General features: G+C 42.7%; 23 protein-coding genes. 10 read left to right on the top strand and 13 right to left on the bottom strand.

The window, feature by feature from the left end; genetic code table 11:
- Positions 1–472 precede the first annotated feature (472 nt).
- The 3 genes from KN811_RS03940 to KN811_RS03930 form a co-directional block, all read right to left on the bottom strand.
- Entirely contained in the window at positions 473–1732 is a 1260-nt protein-coding gene (locus KN811_RS03940; RefSeq protein ID WP_187967215.1) for an alpha/beta hydrolase, read from the bottom strand.
- 53 nt (positions 1733–1785) lie between these two features.
- Positions 1786–2691, bottom strand: coding sequence for a class I SAM-dependent methyltransferase (locus KN811_RS03935; RefSeq protein ID WP_187967216.1), 906 nt, complete (start codon positions 2689–2691; stop codon positions 1786–1788).
- Between the two features lie 152 nt (positions 2692–2843).
- Entirely contained in the window at positions 2844–3203 is a 360-nt protein-coding gene (locus KN811_RS03930; RefSeq protein WP_282097939.1) for a helix-turn-helix domain-containing protein, read from the bottom strand.
- A gap of 107 nt (positions 3204–3310) precedes the next feature.
- On the opposite strand from KN811_RS03930, the gene KN811_RS03925 reads away from it, so the two are divergent.
- Positions 3311–3463, top strand: a complete 153-nt coding sequence (locus tag KN811_RS03925) for a hypothetical protein (RefSeq protein WP_187967218.1) — start codon at positions 3311–3313, stop codon at positions 3461–3463.
- Positions 3464–3776: 313 nt separating this feature from the next.
- Complete coding sequence (locus KN811_RS03920; protein ID WP_187967219.1) at positions 3777–4538, top strand: NAD(P)-binding domain-containing protein; 762 nt, start codon at positions 3777–3779, stop codon at positions 4536–4538.
- Positions 4539–5139: 601 nt separating this feature from the next.
- On the opposite strand, the gene KN811_RS03915 is transcribed toward KN811_RS03920, so the two are convergent.
- A complete protein-coding gene (locus KN811_RS03915) occupies positions 5140–6132 on the bottom strand; it encodes a GlxA family transcriptional regulator (RefSeq protein WP_216334668.1) in 993 nt (330 codons plus the stop codon).
- 196 nt (positions 6133–6328) lie between these two features.
- Between KN811_RS03915 and KN811_RS03910 the strand changes: the two genes are divergently transcribed.
- The 6 genes from KN811_RS03910 (at position 6329) to KN811_RS03885 (ending at position 11287) form a co-directional block, all read left to right on the top strand.
- Positions 6329–6931 carry an SRPBCC family protein gene (locus tag KN811_RS03910; protein ID WP_345725308.1) on the top strand — a complete coding sequence of 201 codons (603 nt, stop codon included), beginning with the start codon at positions 6329–6331 and terminating at the stop codon, positions 6929–6931.
- A gap of 153 nt (positions 6932–7084) precedes the next feature.
- Positions 7085–7675 carry a Crp/Fnr family transcriptional regulator gene (locus KN811_RS03905; protein ID WP_187967656.1) on the top strand — a complete coding sequence of 197 codons (591 nt, stop codon included), beginning with the start codon at positions 7085–7087 and terminating at the stop codon, positions 7673–7675.
- A gap of 87 nt (positions 7676–7762) precedes the next feature.
- The gene (locus KN811_RS03900; protein WP_187967657.1) at positions 7763–8167 is read left to right on the top strand and encodes a VOC family protein; all 405 of its coding nucleotides are present in this window, start codon (positions 7763–7765) and stop codon (positions 8165–8167) included.
- A 54-nt stretch (positions 8168–8221) separates the two neighbouring features.
- Entirely contained in the window at positions 8222–8662 is a 441-nt protein-coding gene (locus KN811_RS03895) for an SRPBCC family protein (RefSeq protein ID WP_187967658.1), read from the top strand.
- Positions 8663–8884: 222 nt separating this feature from the next.
- Positions 8885–9277: a VOC family protein gene (locus KN811_RS03890; protein ID WP_187967659.1), complete on the top strand. Its 393-nt coding sequence runs from the start codon at positions 8885–8887 to the stop codon at positions 9275–9277.
- Positions 9278–9475: 198 nt separating this feature from the next.
- Positions 9476–11287 carry a serine hydrolase domain-containing protein gene (locus tag KN811_RS03885; RefSeq protein ID WP_187967660.1) on the top strand — a complete coding sequence of 604 codons (1812 nt, stop codon included), beginning with the start codon at positions 9476–9478 and terminating at the stop codon, positions 11285–11287.
- A gap of 12 nt (positions 11288–11299) precedes the next feature.
- Here KN811_RS03885 and KN811_RS03880 read toward each other — a convergent pair whose 3' ends face one another.
- The 4 genes from KN811_RS03880 to KN811_RS03865 all read right to left on the bottom strand — a co-directional run bounded on the left by KN811_RS03880 (position 11300) and on the right by KN811_RS03865 (position 14032).
- On the bottom strand, positions 11300–11698 hold the full coding sequence (locus KN811_RS03880) for an SRPBCC family protein (RefSeq protein ID WP_187967661.1): 399 nt from the start codon (positions 11696–11698) through the stop codon (positions 11300–11302).
- A gap of 129 nt (positions 11699–11827) precedes the next feature.
- A complete protein-coding gene (locus tag KN811_RS03875; RefSeq protein ID WP_187967662.1) occupies positions 11828–12190 on the bottom strand; it encodes a VOC family protein in 363 nt (120 codons plus the stop codon).
- A gap of 153 nt (positions 12191–12343) precedes the next feature.
- Positions 12344–13078 (bottom strand): AraC family transcriptional regulator, encoded by a 735-nt coding sequence (locus KN811_RS03870; RefSeq protein WP_187967663.1) that lies wholly within the window; start codon positions 13076–13078, stop codon positions 12344–12346.
- Positions 13079–13123: 45 nt separating this feature from the next.
- On the bottom strand, positions 13124–14032 hold the full coding sequence (locus KN811_RS03865) for a PD40 domain-containing protein (RefSeq protein ID WP_187967664.1): 909 nt from the start codon (positions 14030–14032) through the stop codon (positions 13124–13126).
- Positions 14033–14272: 240 nt separating this feature from the next.
- Here KN811_RS03865 and KN811_RS03860 point away from each other — a divergent pair, with 240 nt between their 5' ends.
- Positions 14273–16285: a WG repeat-containing protein gene (locus KN811_RS03860; protein WP_187967181.1), complete on the top strand. Its 2013-nt coding sequence runs from the start codon at positions 14273–14275 to the stop codon at positions 16283–16285.
- Positions 16286–16440: 155 nt separating this feature from the next.
- Positions 16441–18069: a S41 family peptidase gene (locus KN811_RS03855; RefSeq protein ID WP_187967182.1), complete on the top strand. Its 1629-nt coding sequence runs from the start codon at positions 16441–16443 to the stop codon at positions 18067–18069.
- 9 nt (positions 18070–18078) lie between these two features.
- On the opposite strand, the gene KN811_RS03850 is transcribed toward KN811_RS03855, so the two are convergent.
- The 5 genes from KN811_RS03850 to KN811_RS03830 form a co-directional block, all read right to left on the bottom strand.
- Entirely contained in the window at positions 18079–18657 is a 579-nt protein-coding gene (locus KN811_RS03850) for a YdeI/OmpD-associated family protein (RefSeq protein WP_187967183.1), read from the bottom strand.
- 45 nt (positions 18658–18702) lie between these two features.
- Entirely contained in the window at positions 18703–19074 is a 372-nt protein-coding gene (locus KN811_RS03845) for an iron chaperone (RefSeq protein ID WP_187967184.1), read from the bottom strand.
- Positions 19075–19446: 372 nt separating this feature from the next.
- The gene (locus tag KN811_RS03840) at positions 19447–19827 is read right to left on the bottom strand and encodes a DoxX family protein (protein WP_187967185.1); all 381 of its coding nucleotides are present in this window, start codon (positions 19825–19827) and stop codon (positions 19447–19449) included.
- Between the two features lie 44 nt (positions 19828–19871).
- Positions 19872–20240: a YciI family protein gene (locus tag KN811_RS03835; protein WP_187967186.1), complete on the bottom strand. Its 369-nt coding sequence runs from the start codon at positions 20238–20240 to the stop codon at positions 19872–19874.
- Between the two features lie 34 nt (positions 20241–20274).
- Positions 20275–20748: an SRPBCC domain-containing protein gene (locus KN811_RS03830; RefSeq protein WP_187967187.1), complete on the bottom strand. Its 474-nt coding sequence runs from the start codon at positions 20746–20748 to the stop codon at positions 20275–20277.
- Positions 20749–20750 lie beyond the last annotated feature (2 nt).

The raw sequence follows: 20750 nt of genomic DNA, 5'->3' as shown, positions 1-20750 counted from the left end.
ACCGGTATGCCGCTTAAGCAATCCGGTAAGCGGCAAACAGAACCCCTTACGCCGCAAACGCAAACCGGTATATCGCTTAAGCAATCCGGTATAAGCGGCGAACACAATCCCTTACGCCGCAAACGTAAACCGGTATGCCGCTTAAGCAACCCGGTAAGCGGCGAACTGAACCCCTTACGCCGCAAACGTAAACCGGTATGCCGCTTAAGCAACCCGGTAAGCGGCGAACTGAACCCCTTACGCCGCATACATAAACCGGTATGCCGCTTAAGCAACCCGGTAAGCGGTGAACTGAACCCCTTACGCCGCATACGTAAACCGGTATGTTGCTTAAGCAACCCCGTTCGGCGTATACACAATCCCTTATATAACCGTTTTCCGGGCTTTAAAGCGGAAAAGCACCCTGTTCTTCCGAAGGCAGGATGCTTTTTCCCCAAGTAAAGTTACCCTTCGGCCTTAGTTTATATTGAGCTTATTGTTTGTCAGCATTCTTTTTTAGTTTTTCCAGGTGATCCAGGTATTGTTCCGAACCTGGTAATTTCAATTGACGAGAAAGCTCGTAGGCTTTTGACAATGTTACAACAGCTTTTTCTATCTGGTTATCGTTCTCGTATGCTTTTGCAAGGTCATAAAATGAATCGGGGGAATTGGGCCGTAGTTCAACGCACCTTTCCAGAATTTCTATCCCCTCCGCTACCCTTTTTTGTTTTATGAGGTAAGGGCCAATGAGGCTTAGCCTGTTCCCGCTATTCCATCGTTCTGCTCTCGGTAAAATCCGGAAGCCATATTTTTTTGACAGCCGTTCATAGTATTTGTCAATATTATGCATGGCATTTCCCGGCTGGTTTACGATGTTCCGGTACCTGGCAAACCACTCTTTTTTCGGAAAAACCATACCTAAGGCCTCGATCAATGCCGGAAGTGCCACATCGTAGTGCCCCTCATCGGGAAATAGTTTTGAGATGTATTTGAAATTTTCCGATTCAAGGGGCGAAAGAATGCTGTCCAGCTCCATAAGGTTCTCCCCGATCTCGGGGGAGTTGCCCCCGCCATCGCCATCTGCCGAGGTTACATACAGGTAGTTTTTTCTGCCGGGATGATTCTTCACTTCACCGGCAATCAAATCAATAAAACGTTCCCCTTCCTTATAGCCCATACCTAAAATATCTCCTGAAGCAATGGCAATATGAGCGTCGAACAACCCCGGTTCGTTTACAAAAGTGTGATGAACATAAACGGAGGTAAAAGAAAGCCCCATGATGATCCTGAAATCGTTGGCGCGGTATTTTGATTTGAGATAGGGAAAAAGTTCTTCTTTCAGGTGTTTGGTAAAAGGATCCGGGTTTTGGTCTGCTAATTTCTCAGTGGGCCAAAAGGTACTTCCGTTGGTATGGACCGTAGGAACATATGACATGTCTAAAATGCTGACCACTATCGTTTCGGGCATCCTTTCCACGGAACTCAGATGCTTTACCACACCGGAAACCATGTAAAAGAATTCATCTTCGAGAAGCAGAAGTACGGGATATGTATGATCGTCTGATACTTCATGGAAACTTTCGGGAAGATAAATGTTCATCTTCCGGTTTTCATTTAAGGCCTCCGAATAAAAACTATCCTGCCGGGCAAAACTCAAAGGAGTTAATGGATCTTGTTGACTAACCTGCCCCAGGAGGACGAGGCTATGAAAATTAAACAATACTATGCTAAGAAAAAGGTAGTAAAATTTCATCGTTTAGTATTTTTTAAGCCCCGGAGCAATGATCATTTATTGCAGTGTTTTTCTTAAACCCGTTCAAACACCAGCCTATAATGATCCATGATCTCCTGTTCAAAACAGATACGGTTGGGGCTGATCCTGAATACATCTGCCTGGTGCCTGAATTCCTTATCGGTGATGTATTTCAGCATTAGGGAAAAATAAAGCCCGTACTTTTTCAGGTTAAATTTCCTGAATCTTTTTCTCCATTGCCCGATCGTTTCGATATAATCGAGCCGGCCGCTGCTCTTTGAGATCAGTTTAAAGCCGGGAGCTGCATTTTGTATAACCATTTCCGGTCCGTATGGAAGCCAGGAACCCGGAAACTCCTTGATCATTAATGCCATTACATGAGGGGGCGAACCCTTTTTGGCGTGGATATTGATATCCTCAAAGTCCGGCATATTTTTACTGAAGGTCATGGTTTGCATGTAAAACCTGCCGCCAACGGGCAGCAGTTTGGTCAATGTGGTGAAAAAATCCCTGTAAACCTGCTCCTGTTTTCCCGCTTTCCATTCTTCGACCGAACAAAAATGTTCGAGTCCGCCGATACAGGTAATTGCATCGAATGTTCCATAATCCCCGGGCTTCACATAACGGCAGTCCTGCACGAATACCTGCAACCCGTTCTTTTGGCATGCTGCTGCCTGTCCTTCCGAAAGGGTCAGCCCCATACTTTCAGCGCTTCTTTCTTCCTTAAGGTATTTTAGAAAAGGGCCCCACCCGCAGGCCATGTCCAATACTTTGCTCCCCTTTCCGATGTTGAGGCTATCGGCGATAAAGCGATGCTTTGCGCGCTGCGCTTCCTCAAGCGTCAGGGAAAAATCACCGTCGTATTTTGCCCCGCTGTAATCGCCGGTTTCTCCCATGCTCAGTCGGAATATCCTGTCGATCGTGGTATAGGTAAAATCCAAATCATTTTTATCAGCCATCTCCTTATTATTTACATACACTCACTTTCCCGGTGCATTTTATAAAGGTACGAATTATAATATGTTGTGTGGTGCAATCCCAAACTTTTACCTGGGTACTTATATGGTTCGTTCTTGAGTATAGAACGCCGGAAGTAAAGAAGTTTAACGGGTTAATTCCTGTTCTGACGGAGTTCCCTTTCCAATTTTGAGAGCGATTCCCCGATCAGGGCTTTAACTTGTTTTAGAAGTGCTTCGGGCGTAGGATGGTTGTTGATGGTGCCGTAGTTATTCCCCGCTACCTTGCCCTGGTTGTGTTTTTTCTTATGGCTTTGCCTGGTTTCCGTGAAGTATTCAAAACTCACCTCAAACAGGTTGCGGACTTTATTGACTAATTCAAAATCGACAGCTTTTGTTGTGCCGCTCTCTATGTTGCTCAGTTTGGTTTGAGAAATGTCTAATTCAATAGCCAATTCCTCTTGTGACATTTTTCTGCTTTCTCTTAAGCGCTTGATTTTAACACCTATATTCATTGTTTAATTCAAAATATGGTTAAAAATATTCATTTTTAAATTAAGATTCAAGATAAAGCAGGGTATATTTGAGAATATACACTTAATTAATAATTAAATTGAATATTATGAACTTAGAAAATTTGAATTTGAAAAAACTCAGTATCCAGGAATCGAAGGAAATAACCGGCGGCACCGAGCCTTTTACTGATATCGATGCTGCTAATGACCATGAATTTTTATCCGGTGCTTTTAGGGTGAGAAATCCGCTTTTTTACTAATATTTTAGCACAATGATACAGGTGCGGGTATTGCCCGCACCTTTTTTTTGTTCATTTTAATCCCACCGGGCTTTTCAGGTCTTCAAACAATGGCTTTCCGTTCCCTGAGGCAGATTTTTTGTAGCCAATGTGCAGCGTTGTATCACGTTTTTTAATATCTGACATCAATATTAAATCCAACACCCATACTACTGTGTTCTTTAAACTTTGCCCGGAGTAGCGGTAGGATGCCCTCCCCTCCTACCGCTACTCCAGGCAAAGAGTGTTCCATTACATTTTTAAGGAAGTTTGAACTACAATAATCGAAAAACAAATGAATTTAGGATTTATCGGTACAGGAAATATAGCCACTTCGGTAATTAAGGGGCTGTGTACCTCAAATAGTACAAGTCACATCAATATTTCCCCGAGGAACAAGGAGAAGTCGCTGTTTCTGGAAGGGCTTTTTGATAAGGTCACCAGGATGGAGAGCAACCAATCGGTTTTGGACCATTCCGAAGTTATTTTTATTGCCCTGCCCCCTGCCTTTGCAAAAGATATACTTAAAGGCCTGTCTTTTAATGAGGATCACAGGGTGGTTTCGTTTGTGCCTTTTCTCGATCTGGAAGAGCTTCTCAACAGTGTTGGTCCCGCCTCCAAAGTAAGCAGGGCGGTCCCTTTCCCGACAGTGGAAAATCACGAATGCCCGATCTTGCTTTACCATCCCGACGAAACGATTTCGGGTATATTTAAAAATATCGGCACTCCCGTCCCCGTAGCAAGTGAACCGGAACTGAAACTATTATGGACCCTTACCGGTTTAATAGCCCCGTTTTACGACCTTACCGAAACCCTGAGCCATTGGGCGCAATCCCATAATGTGGAACCTTCGGTAGCCAACAGGTATGTTATGGAATTATTTTCAGCCCTGACCTGCTATCCCAGGAAGAATATTCCGTTTGATTTTTCCGAATTAAAAAAGGAGGCCACAACCCCGAACGGGCTCAATGACCAGGCATTAAAGATCATTGAACAACAGCAAGCAAATACTGCTTACCGGGTGGCCGCCGAAGCGCTGTACAAAAGGTTTGAATAGAGCACCCGTTTAAACTTTTACCATTTATTAGATATGAGATTTTAGTACATGACAAAAATTCAAAAACCCATTGTTTTTTGACTTAAGACTTCAGGACATAAGATATAAGACATTAGATTTTAGATTTACGGTTAGTAGTGATGCGTTAATTTTTGGTCAATCCTTGTAAAGTACTAATACAACTGGCTTTAAGCATATTTTTTGTTTTTTTGATTTGATTTTGCCTCTGTGAACTTTGTGTAAACCTTTGTGGTCTCCGTGGTTAAATATCAACCACAGAGGACGCTAAGTAGGCACAAAGAGCACAGAATAGACCTGTCATTAGAATTTAACGCATCAGTAATAATTTACGATTATGGTTCATTTTATTTGAATGCCTTATGGAGCCTGTCCTAAGCACTTGGGCAAGTTGTTCCTGAACACTTCGACACTTCGACAAGCTCAGTGCAGGCAAGCTCAGTGCAGGCAAGCTCAGTGCAGGCAAGCTCAGTATAGTATTTATCGAAGGGCTTCTCCGAGGTAGTTGACTTAGTCATATCTTAAAGTCCTAAGTCTTACGTCCTATAATCTTACGTCTAAGATCTCATATCTGATATCTTCCTTATGATAGTATTCTCTCCTTATTGTATTTCGATTTGTAATCGTTGGGTGAAATACCTGTAAACCGGCTAAACACATTTCTAAAAGCCTTATCATCATTATACCCTACATCGTACATGATTTCACTAACCGTCTTTCTTGTGTTTTCAAGGTAGTTTTTAGTCGCTTCAACCCTGACCCTCTGCAAGTATTCCAATGGAGTAATACCGGTGGCTTTGATAAACCTCCGGTCAAAGTTCCTTCGCCCTACATGGAGTTTCTCCGATAACTCTTTAATGGATATCCTGTCTTGATAATGGGATTCAAAATAAGCCTGAACTTCCAGTACTTCTTTGTCTTCATGCTTTTTATGACCGTTAAAAACACTGAATTCCGACTGAAGGTTCCTTCCCATATCAATCTGAAAAATCTTGGCACAATACAGGGCCGTTTGACGGTCGTAATACTTTTCCACCAGGTAAATGATCAAATTCAGAAAGGAAAAGGCGCCTCCGTTGGTATAGAGCCCGTCCTGGTAGATGATCAATTTATCGGTTTTCAAATTTACCCTGGGAAACCTCTCCCTGAATTCAGGACCTGCCGCCCAATGGGTAGAACAACTTTTACCATCGAGCAACCCGGTGGAGGCCAGCAGGAATGCCCCGGTACACATGCTGGCCACTTCTGCCCCGTTTTTGTATTGTTCCTTTATCCATTTAACCAACAATTGGTTCCCTTTAAGTGCCTTTTCGTAACTCCTGACCAACGACGGGATAACAATAAGGTTGGATGCGGGTACTTCCGATACGTGCTTTTGGGACCGGACAGAAAAAAGGCCCTGATATACATCCACCTTGTCGGCAGCTCCCACAAGTTCTATGGTATAGGGCGTTTTTTGTTGTTTTTCTTCCCAATGGGCATTGGCCCTGATAAAAATTTCGTAAGCCCCCACTATACTGGAGATGGTGGTTAAATTACTTTGCCCGTCGGGGACCAGGATACTTATATGTTTCATCACAATGGGTTTTAGACAAAGGTAAAAAGGAATATTGTCCAAATCAACCCGTAATAATGTCTATATACACATCTATAAGGAGCTTATACAGACACTACATTTGTAGAGTAAAAAGAAGTCAGCCGTTTCATTTAAACATCAGGTCTATGGAAACAACGGTCAAAAAAACAAGCGATAACCCTTAAAAATCATAAAAATGAAAACAATACTGATCCTTTTGTCGGTATTCTTGCTGGCAATACCCCATAACGAAAGGGGGCGAACCCGGGAAAATAAAACAACAGTAAAACCTTTAAAACAAAATGACATGGAAAACCGAGATTACACCGCAGCGATCGTAGTAAACGAAACCCCGGAAACGGCTTTTAACTACATTAAGGACATCCGGGCCTGGTGGTCCGAAGAAATCGAAGGGCCGACAGACCAACTCAACAAAACCTTTTTTTATCATTACAAAGACATTCATTTATGTAAGATAAAGCTGGTTGAAATAGATAAAAACAAAAAGTTGGTCTACCAGGTATTGGAAAACGAGTTTAATTTTATTGAAGACAAGACCGAGTGGGTAGATACCCAACTGATTTTTGACATCACAAAGGAAGGCGGGAAAACCACAATAACCTTTACACACAAAGGATTGGTCCCCGATTATGAGTGCTATGACGTTTGCAGGGATGGGTGGGCACAATATATTAAAACCAGTCTTTACAACCTGATCACCACCGGCAAAGGGGACCCCAATCCAAAAGATAAAGAAGGGTTTAACGCCGAATTGGCCAAAAGGTGGAAACTGGATTGAGCCACCGTGTTTTTGGTTTTTATCCGGCGTGTCATATTCCTTTCCGCCGCTTATCCGAAGACTTTTTTACCGTTCAAAAGGCAAAAAACAAAAACTTTAACTAAATTAGTTCAAACAAAGAAACCCGAGTACCTCCTGATTTAGGGGACAATAATGAATGACAACGACATCATAGAACAATTCTTCGAACAAGTAAAAGAGTACGTCATTCTAAGTGCTGGCGCCAAGGGAGATTGGGCTTCCCTTTTAAAATTGAGGGTCTATGAAAAGGGAGATTATTTTATCAGGCTAGGGCAAATTCCCAGAAAAACGGCTTATGTGGCCCGGGGGTTATTTTCTCAGTACTATATAGACGAAGCGGGAAATTACGTCATTAAAAACTTCTTTCCCGAAGGCAGGCTGGCCGGTTCTGTTCCGGCTACCCTTACGGGAAAAGAAAGTCCGTTTGCCATAGAAGCATTGGAAAAAGCAACTGTTCTTGAGTTCGATTTCCTTAAATTTAAAAAACTGGTACGGAAACACCCGTGTATTGCAGATGCCTATATTCAATACATGGAAAAATACTGGGTCATAGAAAAAGAACCCGATGAGATCTCTTTTCGCAACGATACGGCTGCGGCGCGTTACCGTGATTTTCTGATCAAATACCCCCGGTTGGTGAAGCGGCTTAAAAAGCATCATATTGCTTCTTATCTCGGCATTACCCCCACGCAATTGAGCAGGATTCTCTTTGCCAACAAATAATTTTTCATTTTCTCAACAAATGTAAAAGTTTTGTTCCCCGCCCTGCCTCATCTTTGTGTTATACTTAAACTTTAAAACAATACAATTATGGCACAGAGAACCTTTATTAACCTGCCGGTGAGAGACCTGGGAAAGTCAATGGATTTCTTTAAAGGCATAGGTTTTAAATTTAACGACCAGTTTACGGACGAGAAAGCCGGTTGTATGATCATAAGCGATACATTATCGGTGATGCTGCTCACGGAGGGCTATTTCCGGACCTTTACGAAAAAACCTGTCAGTGATGCCAAAACGGTCACTGAAGTGCTTATCGCCCTTGAAGTTTCATCAAAAGAGGAAGTGATACAAAAGATAAGCAAGGCACAATCACTGGGAGCTGAGATTTATGCCAATCCCCAGGACCATGGCTGGATGTACCAACACAGCTTTGCCGATCCCGACGGCCACCAGTGGGAACTTACCTGGGTAGACGAGTCCCAACTGCCGGGATAGCAAACTTATTTAAACGGGTTCAATACTTAAATTCCAAACTAAAAACACATTATTATGAAATTTTCAGAATCAATAGAGATCGATCGGCCTGTTGAAACGGTTGTAAGGCTTTTCACAAATCCCGATCATCTCGGCCAATGGATGGACGGATTCCAAAACATTGAGCATCTAAGCGGAACCCCCGGAACACAGGGGGCCAAATCGCGCCTTACATTTCAAACGGGTAAACGAAAAATGGAAATGACGGAGACTATCACCGCCATAGACCTACCGAAAGAAATGAGTTTTACATACGATGCCGGGACCGTTTTCAATACGGTCCGGAACAGGTTCGAAAAACTCAAGGAAAACCGGACCAGGCTGGTTGTCGATACCGAGTACAGGTTTAAGGGAATAATGAAGTTCATAGCGCCCCTGATGTCCGGTGTTTTTAAAAAACAAACCCGTAAATACCTGGGTGATTTTAAAGAATTTGCGGAAAACCAGGCATCATAAAAGTGGACCCCTTTAAATTTTGTTAATTGTTTTTCAGGGTCTCTGATATTGAGGGTTTAGCCAAACCCTTCATTTCACACCTACTCCCCTGCCCTTTGTCACAAATACCCCTCCCAAATGTCATTTAAGCACCACAAAAGTTCGTTCTCCGGGCCTTAATTTTGCAGGTAATAGAAAAAGTTTAAACGAGTTCATTAAATTAACCATCAAAAACCAGAAATTATGAATCCGAAAAAGATATGGTCAAATTTAGCCGTAAGCGATTTAGACCGGACAACTAAATTTTATACTGAATTAGGGTTTAAGCCCAACGGTGCAAATGACTCTGATGAACTGACAAGTTTTTTTGTCGGGGAAGATCACTTTATTATACATTTCTTTTTAAAGAACATACTTCAAAACTTTTTAAAAAGTGAAATAGCCGACTCACAAAGTGCAAACGAGATTGTGTTTACACTTTCTGCAGAAAGCAAAGACCAAGTGGACCATTGGGCGAAAGAGGTTGAAAGCGCAGGCGGAAAAATTGTTTCCAAGCCGGAAGAATTCGGAAAGGGATATTACGGTTTTGTTTTTGCCGACCCTGACGGGCATAAGTTTAATGTCTTTTATATGTAAAGACTAAATACTTCATTCCACAAATAGATATTTATTACACAAAAATATCAAAAAAGCAAAATAATCTCTTTATCTGTAACCAAATAGAAATGACCTCGTCTTTTATAAAAACACAAAAAATGATCCCTGAAAAATTATTGGGATACAGATGCATCATTTATTATCTTTCTGACTTTATCCAACATCAAAACAAACCATATGAAAACCACCTCTTTATTCTTCCTGACCCTTATTTTTCTTCAGGCGTGTTCCAATCCTTCAGAATCTAAAACGGATAAGATCAGAAAGGTAGAAACGGGCCTTATCCATCCCGTATACCTCGAAGGTGATTCGACATGGACAATTGAAGAACGAATGGCACATTACGGGGTTCCGGGTGTGAGTATTGCAGTGATCCGGAACTCTGAAATTGATTGGGTAAAGAGCTATGGTGTGGTGGATAAGGAAAGTCAATCCCCGGTTACCACGCAGACCCTTTTTCAGGCTGCCTCTATCAGTAAACCGTTAACCGCATACGGAGCCCTGAAACTTGTAGAACAAAATAAACTGGGGCTTGACAAAGATGTAAACACCTACTTACAGTCCTGGAATTTACCGGACAATGAATTCACCGAAGAAAAGGCGGTTACTCTTAAACAACTACTCAATCATTCAGGAGGTTTAACCGTCCATGGTTTCCTGGGGTATAGTCCGGGCCTTCCGGTACCGGCACTGGCAGAGGTACTGGACGGAACTCCCCCGGCCAACTCGGCCGCCATCCGGGTAGACAAACTTCCGGAGGAAAGTTTCCGTTATTCGGGCGGAGGATATTGTATTGTACAACAAATGATGATCGATACAGAAAGAAATCCGTTTCCCGCTATTATGAAAGCGTTGGTATTACAACCCTTGGGAATGAATAACAGCACCTATGACCAACCCTTACGGGACGAACAATTAAAAATGGCTTCGACCGGTTATTTACCTGATGGTTCTATGACAAAAGGTAAAAGCCATACATACCCGGAAATGGCCGCAGCAGGATTATGGACCACCGCAGAAGACCTGGCAAAATTTCCCATAGACATACAGAAAACACTGAAAGGAGAAAGTGAAACAGTTCTGTCTAAACATATGGCGGCACAAATGTTGACCCCTTTTGTCGAAGATTTTATCGGCCTTGGAATTTTTCTGGATAAAAAGAAAGATGATATATATTTTGGACATGGAGGCTGGAACGAAGGGTTTTCCAGCCAATTTATAGCCCACAAAAACAAGGGATATGGGGTTGTAGTATTAACCAACGCTAATCATCCGGCATTTGTTGAGGAACTGATCCGATCGGTAGCGCTTACTTATGGATGGGATAATTTTGTTCCGGTGTATAAAAAAATGGAACCGGATCAATCTGAAATTGCAGAAATTACAGGACGCTACCGTTTAAATAACGATGCGCTCATTGAAATATACCAAAGCGGCAATAGCTTATTCAAAAAAGAATTAAGGGAAGATGCGGTGGAGCTGTTTAAAATCTCTGACAGTACATATATTAGCCGTGAAAATAACCAGCCCATCCTGTTCAAAGCCAATACGGAGAACGGGTTCAATATGCTAATCCTGAACGCTGACAATGAAACGATCGAATCTGATCTTTCCCGGATGAAAGATGGCGAAAAACTTCCGTTTGAATTTCTGGAAGCAGGAAATTTTGAACAGGCTGCAAAGGAATATCAGAGGTTAACAAAAGCCGATCCGGACGACCCTGCCATTCAGGAAACGCGTTTGAACCAGACAGGGTATCGTTTATTAAACTCGGGAAAGGTAAAATTGGCCAGGGATATATTTAAAATAAATATGTTTCTCTACCCTGATAGTTTCAACGTTTATGACAGCTATGCCGAAGCATGCCTGAAAAATAGCGAGTTAGACCTGGCCGTTGAAAATTATAAAAAGTCCCTGGAACTTAATCCTGAGAATGCTAATGCTGAAAAAATGCTGGAGGAAATACAAAAAAATGATGTTGGAAATTAAAGGCTGCTTCGGTCACCCTTTTTCAAGTATGTTTTTCAGATCCTGCAAATCGCTTTCTACCATTTTTGCGTCCTGATTAAATTCTTCCTCTGTTCTGCCGGGCATCCAGAACAGCGTAAAAATAAACTCGCTCCCTTTTCCGTTGGCAACCACCCTCATGGGGTTGTTTACCGTTGAACCGTCAGGGAGTGTGACCAGGTGATCTATAATCCCGAGATTGTTCTTCGGTGTGAATGCTATTTTTATATTTCCCAGGTCTGTTTTTGCAGCCCAGATATTCGCTTTTTCCCGGGTTGTGGATTTAATAAATGCGACCCAGGCAGGAAAATTTTCCGGATTTGAAGCGAATTGATACACTTCATCGGCAGGTTTGTTAATGGAGATGCTGATATTTTTTACGGGATAGGTCATGATATTTGATGTTATTGAGGGGTTTACAGTTGAATTTGTCTTATTTGCAGGGTCATTACAGGACAGCAAAATCAAAGTGTTTACAATTAAAATGATGGCAATTCGTTTCATATAACCGGTATATCTGGTTTATTCCGACCAAACAGCGAGCTCATAGCCGTCCGGGTCTGTAAAATGAAAGCGCTTACCTCCGGGGAAATTGAAAATATCCTTTACAATGGTACCTCCGGCACTGATCACCCTGGCTTTGGTCGTTTCAATATCCCCGGAATAGAGGACTATCAGGATGCTTCCGTTAACCGGGGTCCCGGAAGTAAAGCCACCGTCGACATAGTCACCTTCAAAAGCAGTGTATTCCGGTCCGTAGTCGGTAAATTTCCAACCGAAACTTTTGGTGTAAAAATTTTTGGCATGGACAATATCCCCTGAAAGGAATTCGATGTATTGTACCTGCTCGTGTTTTAATTTTCTTTGTGGATCAGTTTTAGTCATAATGTCTTGTTTTTTTACAAATGTACACGACAATGATGTTCCGGTCTTTGGAAAAAAACGACAAAAATCAACCTATATTTGGACAGGCTCCGCACGATATTTAAAAGGAGCCGGTCACAACTTATTTCAATGCAGGGATAAGTTTAACCGCGATTAAAAGTGGGAAGGAGCAATTCCTGAATATCGTTTTATTTCATTGGTCAGATGGGCGTGGTCGTAATACCCGCAGTCAAAAGCTATATCCAACAGGCTTTGCTGTTGCTTGTTGTGTTTTATTCTGGAAAGGGCTGCCTTGAAACGGACAATATTGGCAAATTCTTTGGGGCTGATACCGATATGTTTTTTAAAATTCCTTTCCAGCTGCCTTATGGTGGTATAGTTCCTTTTTGCCAGTGTACCAATACCGATCTGCCCGTTGGCTGTTTGAATATCTTTAACAACAGCAGCCAGGTTGTGTTTCGGTTTGCCCAGCCTGTTTAAAAAAAAAGTATTGAGATAAGAAACGAAAGATTGTTCTATTTTGTGAATGTCGGGCGAGATCGACGATTCAAATTCTATGGTCTTGTCGGTGATCTCGTGGAGCGGGGCATACTGATAAAATGATGAAAAAGCGGCAGGCTTAAAACGAATTCCCACGAGTTTATTCGATGCGTTCAAAAAGGTTTCTTTAAAAGTGGTCATGGTCCCGACCAGGTAGGTTTTTTGCGAATGCATGGTTAATGTTCCGTGGTCTGTTTTGCAATCTTCCCTGAGGTTAAAAATCAGATCGACACAGCCATCGGGTAATATGATCTCTTTATCGCACGGCTTACCGGCACCTTCCGCAGTCCAGAAAGCATCGATGAAGTCCGCCAGGTCCGGGTGAGGTTTAACTTGATGATAAATCATTTTTTGTTTTATTGGTTTTGACCGGTTTTTGTACATCACAACCGGCTATTCCGTTTTAACGATCGAAAGCTTCAATTCATCAGGGAGGGTTTCGGTCCTTATCCATTTTACGTCCCTTTCACTGCTAAAAAAGAAATATTTCCCATCCGGTGTGATATAGGGACAGAAATCATAGGTCGGGGTATTTATCAAAGCACCTAAATTTTTAGCCGGTATCCAGGAATTATCCGGGTCTTTAACGGAATAATACAGGTCTGCCGTACCTTTTGAATCGTTACGGTCCACTGATGTAAATATGATAGCACTTTCATCGGGAGTTATATAAGGATCGTGTTCCATTTCCGGGGCATTTATGGCCGGGCCAAGGTTTACGGGTGTTGTATAATTTCCGTCTTCAAAGCGACTGATGTAGATGTCATGCGAACCGTATCCGCCGGGCCTGTTTGACGCAAAATAGAGATTTCCGTTAGCGCCGAAGGAAATATAAAATTCGGTACTGTCCGAGTTAACGGCTTTTTCATTGATCGGTGCTGTCCATTTTTCCTTCCCGTTGCGCTTTACATACCAGATATTAAAATTGTTCAGGCTATCATTTTCATCCACCGGCCTGTCGGATATAAAATACAGGGCCCCGTTCGGGGCAAAAACGGGATCGGCTTCAGAAAACGGCCCTTCGCTAAAGCTGACCATTTCGGGGAGTTGCCATTTGTTATCCTCAAATTGAGAAACATAAATATCGGATATTCCGTCAGAGGACCGCGAAAAATAATAAGATCTGCCATCCGGCGAAAAAGCGGCATTAAAATCAAGGCTGTCGCCCGATACTGTCCCGGGCAAAAAAGTCAACGCTGTTGAATCCGGGCGCGGGGACGGATAATTGATGTCCGGCGTCCGTCCCGTATGCGTAGAACAACCCGCAATGATGAGATATAAAAGGATCAGGTTCTTTTCCATAAAAAAACTACTTTACGGTGTATATAAAGTTTTCGGGTTATATCTTTAAAACTCTTTGTGTCACTTTGTGCCTGCTTCGCGTGGCTCTGTGGTAAAACAAAGTCTCAAAGGAGAAAGAACTATTCAAATATACAGATTTTAGTACGAAATAATCTGGCCGCTGCCCGCCTGAAAGAAATCCCTGTATTCAGGGGTTGTACAACTGCTCCGGGTAATCTAAATTCGCCAGAAAATAAAGCTATGCTCAACGATGTCCCTTCCAAAAAGCCCGTCCTGCTGTTATTTGCAATGCTCATACTGGCGTATGGAATAGCTTATAGCCAGACGAAAGACTCGCTTTATAACGAAAGCCTTGTCCCCTATAAAAGCAAAACGGGGAAATGGGGCTATCTCGATGCAGCATCCGGCCGGGTGGTCATACCTGCACGCTACGACAAGGTTGGTTTTTTTAAGGGAAACACCGCCCTGGTAAGTAACATAGACCCCAATGGCGCTTCCGGTTATTATTATGACAAGTACCTGAACGGCCTTATCGACACCTCGGGAAAGGAACTGTGCCCTGTTGAATATACCAGGGGGACTCCCGTAAGGGCGGGCAACAGGGAACTGGAAGACCTGCTTAAACTCGAAAACGGAAAAGGTAGCGGCATCATCCGGATGACTGACGGGCAATGGATTATCGCTCCGGGTGAATTCGGGAATGGCGATGGCGGTTATCCCAACTATATATGCTATGACCGGGAACGTTTTTTGGTAAACAACCGGGTCTATATAGACAAAGGCCGTAAATATAAAGTTCCGGAGGGGCATCGTATCGACTGGGTCGACCGGGAAAACCAGTTGTTCCGTATTACCCCTCTCAACAACAGGTATCAAAAGGGAATAAGCGACTGGCAGGGACATATCATAGTTCCCGCTGAGTATATGGAAGTCAGTTATTATCCTGAAAACAACCGGTTTATCGCTTCTAAAGACAACCTGCTGTCACAGGCCGACAAAGATTTGATGACCCGGGTGGATGAAAAGGGAGAAAGGAACCTGAATGCAGCCGATTCTCTTGCACTGAAAAAACTACTGGAAAAAATGATGGCCCATGAAAATGAGGATGACAAGGTGGAAAATTATCTGCTGGACGGAACAGGAAAAGAGCTTGCCCGGTTTTACTCCCGCTACTTTCCAACGGTAACCAACGGGTTTATTACCTGCGAAAAAGCGGTTACGCGGGAACACGATTATTTTAGCCTGGAAGACGGCAGCCCTGTATCGCCCGGGGAAGCCGGGCTGGGCCACTGGCGGGTTTTCAGGGAAAACGGCCTGTACGGTCTGGCCGACCCGGAAGGAAATACAGTCCTGTCCCCCAAATACCAAAAAATGCGTTTTTACGGCAAAGACCGCATTATCGCTACCAACCCCAACCCCGGGGATCAAAGACTTCCATATCTCGGAGTGATAAATACCCGGGGCGAAGAAGTCATTCCTTTTATTTACAGGCAGATACACCCTATGGAAAACGGCAAACACTATATTGCCCTCGACAAAGAAAAAAAAGGATATGGCGTTATAGATGCAAAAGGAAATACTGTAATCCCCTTTATTTACAAGGGGCACCTGTCTTTCACCGATGGCCTGGCCGAAGTCTGGGACGGTAAATATCAGGGAGTGATCGATTCCCTGGGCAACGAGATCCTTCCCCTGGAATTCAACACCATCTTCAATACTAAAACCGTAAACGATACGGCTGAAATTTATTTTACCGCTAAAAAAGACGACAAATGGGGAATGTTTAACCGCCATGGCAAGCAACTTATCCCCGTAAAATATGATTATATTCACATTGCAGATAATTACCGGACGGAAGAATACTCTAAGGACTGGGTATCGGTAAAAGACAACGACCTCTACGGGCTGATCAATATTAAAACCGGGGTTGTCATTTCACCGGAATATACAAAAATATTGCCTTTCGATAAGGTCATAGAGGTAACACTTCCCACAGAAAATGACCATAAATACCGCTTGATGAATTTAAAGGGAAAACCCCTTGGAGGCCCATATGAAGATATTACACTGAAATACGGGTGTTTTATAGCTAAAAAAGAAGGCAAATATGGTTTGTTGTCTGCCCGCGGAGAGGTACTCCTCCCCTTTTCATACCACTCCCTTTTACATGTTACGCCCCATTTACTCAAGGCCGAAAGGGATAACAGGGAATTCGTGGTAAACCTCGAAGGCCGGGAATATATTGTGGATTAAAAAGGTGGTGAGATCATTTATATTTCTTATATCCGATCAGATGCTATCCGGATTCCGTGGTATCCTCATTGCTACATCTTGGAAACCATGGTCTGTAACAAAACCCAAATTGTTTTATCTTTAATACAAAAGTAGAACAAATTAAACAGTCGATTATGAACCAAAAACAACTTCTTTTTCTTGTTTTATTTGTAATACAATCTGCAACCATATGCTGCTCACAGGAAAGCGACAACACCCCTAAACAAGCAGAGGAATTACGAAAAAAAATTGTAAATGGTCAGGCACAAATATCAAATTATAACACGGCATGTTACTTTGCATTGAAGGGAGAACAAACCCTGGCCTTTGCATATCTTAAAAAAGCGGTGTTTGACGATGGCTTTTCCAACTTAAAAACCATAGAAAAAGATACTGACCTGAACTCCCTGCATAAGGATTCGCTTTGGCCTGTTATATATAAAGGAGTAAAGGATAATGCAGCTAAATATAAGGAAGCGGAGGGGACTTTCTTTAATCAGGCTAGTTTTTGGGAATCCGGGATACTACAAACTCCCTATCGGGAAAATATATCGGAAAATGAAAAAATAGCAGGATTGTCAAAATTCTGGTCGGAGGCCAAATACAATTTTGTCAACTTTGACCTGATCCCCGATGTTGACCTGGATTCTCTTTACTTTGCTTACCTGCCAAAGGTCAGGCAAACCAGGTCTACTCTGGAGTATTACAGAACAATGGAGAAATTTGCGGCCCTGTTAAGAGACGGGCACACCAATGTTATCGTTCCGAAAGAGCTCACTAATGAGGTATATGCAAGGCCTTTACTGCGTAGCAGATTAACAGAGAACAAGGTTTTAGTGACAGGTATCTACGACCCTGCCCTGAAGAAACAGGGGATCAGGGAAGGTCAGGAAATTGTTGAGATAAATGGATTGCCGGTAAAAGAATATGCTGCAAAATATGTGATTCCCTATCAATGTTCTTCTACACCCCAGGATCTGGAGGTCCGGGCTTATGATTACGCATTATTTTCCGGATCGATCAATGAACCCATTCAACTACGATTGCGTGATGCAAAAGGAAATACAGAAGATCATACCATTTATCGGGTAAAGGGTGAGGAGCGTTCCGGGAAAATGGCAGTCCCCCCTTTTGAACATAAAATGCTAAAGGAAAATATTGCTTATATAGCCCTGAATAGCTTTGGCAATGATTCTGCGGCAAAAGCCTTTACGGCCCACTATGAACAGATTTCAAAAGCAAAAGCCATTATTTTCGACGTCCGGAACAATGGTGGCGGCAACACTTCTGTAGGATGGAAAATCCTGGATTACCTTATTGAAAAGCCCGAACTGGTCCATTCCTGGTATACCAGGGAATATAAACCAAGTTACAGAGCGTGGAACCATATTCAGCAGGTTCATGGCGGCAAAAGCTACTTATCTCCAAATGGAAAGTTTTTCTATAACAAACCTGTCATTGTATTGACAAGTGCCAGGACTTTTTCGGCAGCGGAAGATTTTGCAGGGGCTTTTAAATCCCTACATCGGGGATTGATCGTCGGAGAGCCCACCGGGGGCAGCTCGGGGCAACCCTTGTTTATCAGCTTACCCGGAAACGGAAAAGCACGAATTTGTACCAAACGGGATATGCTTGCAAATGGAGAGGATTTTGTGGGAAAAGGGGTGCTACCGGATAAATTGGTGCTTCCAACCGTTGCAGATACCAGAAAAGGTATTGATACACAACTGGAGGCCGCACTCAGGGAACTGAGTAAGTTATAAAAAGTCGTATTAATCATTCAACCCCTTTCCATCGAGAATTTTATTCATATATTTTTCCACTCTGGATTCCCGGGTTTTTGATTGTTTGGCCGACGAAAAATAAAGAAGATACCCTCTTTGCCGTCCCGGGGTAAGGGCTTCAAAAGCGGTTTTCAGCTCGGGGGTTTCATCGAGTTTCTTTTGAAATTCTTCGGGGACGGTGAATTCCGAAGTCTTTTTATAATCCATTTTTAAACCGGATTTTTCCACTTCGATAGCTTCGTAAATATAGGCCTTCAGCGTGGCTTCCATCTCAACGATCTCCTGGATATCGGTAAAACGGATCTGGCGCCCTACCTGGACATTCTCCGTTTGCTGGATAAGAATACCATTGCTGTCCTTTAACAACGCCCCCTTGAAAAATAAAAGTGCACAGTAGTCTTTAAATCCATGTATCAGAACGATATTGCTTTTCTGAAATGTGTAACAAGGATGCATCCATTTCATTTCTTCGGTCAGCCCGCAATCGAGAACGATCTTTCTCAATTGTTCAAATGCTTCCTGCCATTTCTGGGCTTTGTTAAAAAAGGGGTCTGCTTTAGGATTCATACTGCTATTTATATTATATTTCTAAGTACATGACAAAAAATATATTTATTTCATTGCTTTTTTAGCTTCATTGATCCCTGCTTTTGTTTTTAGGATTTTCTTTATTGCCGCAGCCGGCACTTTTTGGTCGAACCGGATTTGCAGCGTCATTTTTCCGAGTTTATACCCCTTTTTTTCGAGCATCTCCCGGTCTTTGTCCTCAAGTGTCCCCGCATCAAACCCAAAGCTGACATGGTTCTTTGCTGCATCAAATCCGCCGAGTTCACCATAGTATTTGTAATACGGAACGCCCCAGCTTATTCCTTCTTCTGCTTCCGGAACGGTGGACCGTATTATTTCCCGGAGTTCTTCCATAATAGGGCGGGCTTCCATGGCGGAACCGGCTATATACAAATCGACGTTTTCTGGTTTCTTCATGTTTTTCTTTAATTAAAGATACAATATTGATGATGCGTTAATTTTTAAAAATTAAATACAAAATGCTTATTATGAGTTGATTGAACACTATTTTGAATTTTTACATTTGATTTTATAAAGCCTAACGAGGTTCCTCCCTTTTGACAAAGGGAGGTGGTCAAACTTTAGTTTGGACGGAGGGTTAGAAAGCCCGGGGCATTGGTGAAACATAAAAGTTTAGGATTGAATCCCGAGGCTTCGGCTTGGTCAAACTCTCCGCCCCACCGAAGGTGGCCCACCTCTCTTCATCTGAAGAGAGGAACTTTTAAAATCTGTTAAAACCAAGATCATTCCAACAACTAAAATTTTAACGCATCAGTATTAAAGATACAATTATTTTTGATAGTTCAATGTTCTGCCGGCAGGCCTTAAATACCACGATACCGCAGTGAGTACAATTAATAAGACGGGGCCGAAAAACTCTTTGGCATCACTTCCATTGGCGGCATGCGAAAAAACAGCGCCCGACATAACAAAGAAAAAACCTGCATACGCCCATTCCTTCAATATAGGGAATTTCGGGATAAGTACGGCAATAACCCCTAAAATTTTCCAGATACCCAATATCGTCAGAATATAGGCCGGGTAACCCAGATGTGCTATCATGTCTACCTCCTCCTGCATTCTTATCAATTGTACTATTCCTGTTGAAAGCATGCCCAGGGAAAGCCAGACCGTGGCAATCCAATAAATGATCTTATTTCGCTTAGTCATAAAGTGTGATTTAAATTTGTTATGATTGCATTATTCTGTTCAGGTTAGCTCACCTGGTCATTGTGGTCTATGAATTTTCTGACCTCTACGCTCCCGTTTTGTAACAGGTTGGGGCAGTCTTTGGCGATAGATAAGGCTTCATCAAAATCATGTGCCCTGATGATTAAAAAACCGGAGAACGCATCTTTTATTTCCGTATATGGCTTCTCTTGCACGGTTGAATCCGGCATCACTGTCCTGCCTGCTTTGCTGATCCTTTGATAAGTACCGACCATTCTCCCCTCTTCATGGAGTTTACCCATCCATGAAAACCATTTTTTCCCAATCCCGGGAACGGCTGTGGCCAGGGATTCTTTGTAGTCCTGTGTAAACTCCTCAATGTCTCTTCTGAAAATTAAAATAAATTCGGTCATGATCTTTTTACTTTAAGGTTGTATATATATTGATCTACTGATGGTCCATCAATTGATGTACGACATCCTGCAACCGGTTATGTGCCATATTGACTCCCTGGGCAAAGGGTAATTGCAGTATTTGATCCCTGTCTGCCACCGATCTGAATACGATATGCATACGGAGCCTGCTGGTAGTGTCTGTAAGTTTTTCAAATTCCAGGAACTCAAGCTGAACGGAAAAAGGCGTATTCTCCATTTCAAAGGTCCGTGTGATCTTCCGGTCCGGGATAAATTCGTGGATCACCCCGTTGAATCCGTGTTTGTTTCCCTGGGGATCAGTGGTTACGAACCGGTAGCCGCCGTGATTTTTATTTTCGAGTTTCAGCACCTTTGTACCCATCCATTGCTCAACGATGTCGGGCTCTACATAGGCTTTAAAAAGTAATTCCAGGGGAAGGTCAAACTCTCTTGTTACCAGTAATGCCTGTTGACCTTCTTCGGCGTCGATCTTTGTTTTGCGCTTCATAT

The organism is Sinomicrobium weinanense, assembly GCF_018863395.1.
Classification (GTDB): domain Bacteria; phylum Bacteroidota; class Bacteroidia; order Flavobacteriales; family Flavobacteriaceae; genus Sinomicrobium; species Sinomicrobium weinanense.
The sequence above is the reverse complement of the archived record's forward strand: the minus strand, read 5'-3'. Positions and strand labels throughout refer to the sequence as shown.

Coding starts and splice junctions, on each gene's coding strand:
- KN811_RS03940 (WP_187967215.1), bottom strand. CDS start 1,732: ATGAAATTTTACTACCTTTTTCTTAGCATAGTATTGTTTAATTTTCAT.
- KN811_RS03935 (WP_187967216.1), bottom strand. CDS start 2,691: ATGGCTGATAAAAATGATTTGGATTTTACCTATACCACGATCGACAGG.
- KN811_RS03930 (WP_282097939.1), bottom strand. CDS start 3,203: ATGAATATAGGTGTTAAAATCAAGCGCTTAAGAGAAAGCAGAAAAATG.
- KN811_RS03925 (WP_187967218.1), top strand. CDS start 3,311: ATGAACTTAGAAAATTTGAATTTGAAAAAACTCAGTATCCAGGAATCG.
- KN811_RS03920 (WP_187967219.1), top strand. CDS start 3,777: ATGAATTTAGGATTTATCGGTACAGGAAATATAGCCACTTCGGTAATT.
- KN811_RS03915 (WP_216334668.1), bottom strand. CDS start 6,132: ATGAAACATATAAGTATCCTGGTCCCCGACGGGCAAAGTAATTTAACC.
- KN811_RS03910 (WP_345725308.1), top strand. CDS start 6,329: ATGAAAACAATACTGATCCTTTTGTCGGTATTCTTGCTGGCAATACCC.
- KN811_RS03905 (WP_187967656.1), top strand. CDS start 7,085: ATGAATGACAACGACATCATAGAACAATTCTTCGAACAAGTAAAAGAG.
- KN811_RS03900 (WP_187967657.1), top strand. CDS start 7,763: ATGGCACAGAGAACCTTTATTAACCTGCCGGTGAGAGACCTGGGAAAG.
- KN811_RS03895 (WP_187967658.1), top strand. CDS start 8,222: ATGAAATTTTCAGAATCAATAGAGATCGATCGGCCTGTTGAAACGGTT.
- KN811_RS03890 (WP_187967659.1), top strand. CDS start 8,885: ATGAATCCGAAAAAGATATGGTCAAATTTAGCCGTAAGCGATTTAGAC.
- KN811_RS03885 (WP_187967660.1), top strand. CDS start 9,476: ATGAAAACCACCTCTTTATTCTTCCTGACCCTTATTTTTCTTCAGGCG.
- KN811_RS03880 (WP_187967661.1), bottom strand. CDS start 11,698: ATGACCTATCCCGTAAAAAATATCAGCATCTCCATTAACAAACCTGCC.
- KN811_RS03875 (WP_187967662.1), bottom strand. CDS start 12,190: ATGACTAAAACTGATCCACAAAGAAAATTAAAACACGAGCAGGTACAA.
- KN811_RS03870 (WP_187967663.1), bottom strand. CDS start 13,078: ATGATTTATCATCAAGTTAAACCTCACCCGGACCTGGCGGACTTCATC.
- KN811_RS03865 (WP_187967664.1), bottom strand. CDS start 14,032: ATGGAAAAGAACCTGATCCTTTTATATCTCATCATTGCGGGTTGTTCT.
- KN811_RS03860 (WP_187967181.1), top strand. CDS start 14,273: ATGCTCAACGATGTCCCTTCCAAAAAGCCCGTCCTGCTGTTATTTGCA.
- KN811_RS03855 (WP_187967182.1), top strand. CDS start 16,441: ATGAACCAAAAACAACTTCTTTTTCTTGTTTTATTTGTAATACAATCT.
- KN811_RS03850 (WP_187967183.1), bottom strand. CDS start 18,657: ATGAATCCTAAAGCAGACCCCTTTTTTAACAAAGCCCAGAAATGGCAG.
- KN811_RS03845 (WP_187967184.1), bottom strand. CDS start 19,074: ATGAAGAAACCAGAAAACGTCGATTTGTATATAGCCGGTTCCGCCATG.
- KN811_RS03840 (WP_187967185.1), bottom strand. CDS start 19,827: ATGACTAAGCGAAATAAGATCATTTATTGGATTGCCACGGTCTGGCTT.
- KN811_RS03835 (WP_187967186.1), bottom strand. CDS start 20,240: ATGACCGAATTTATTTTAATTTTCAGAAGAGACATTGAGGAGTTTACA.
- KN811_RS03830 (WP_187967187.1), bottom strand. CDS start 20,748: ATGAAGCGCAAAACAAAGATCGACGCCGAAGAAGGTCAACAGGCATTA.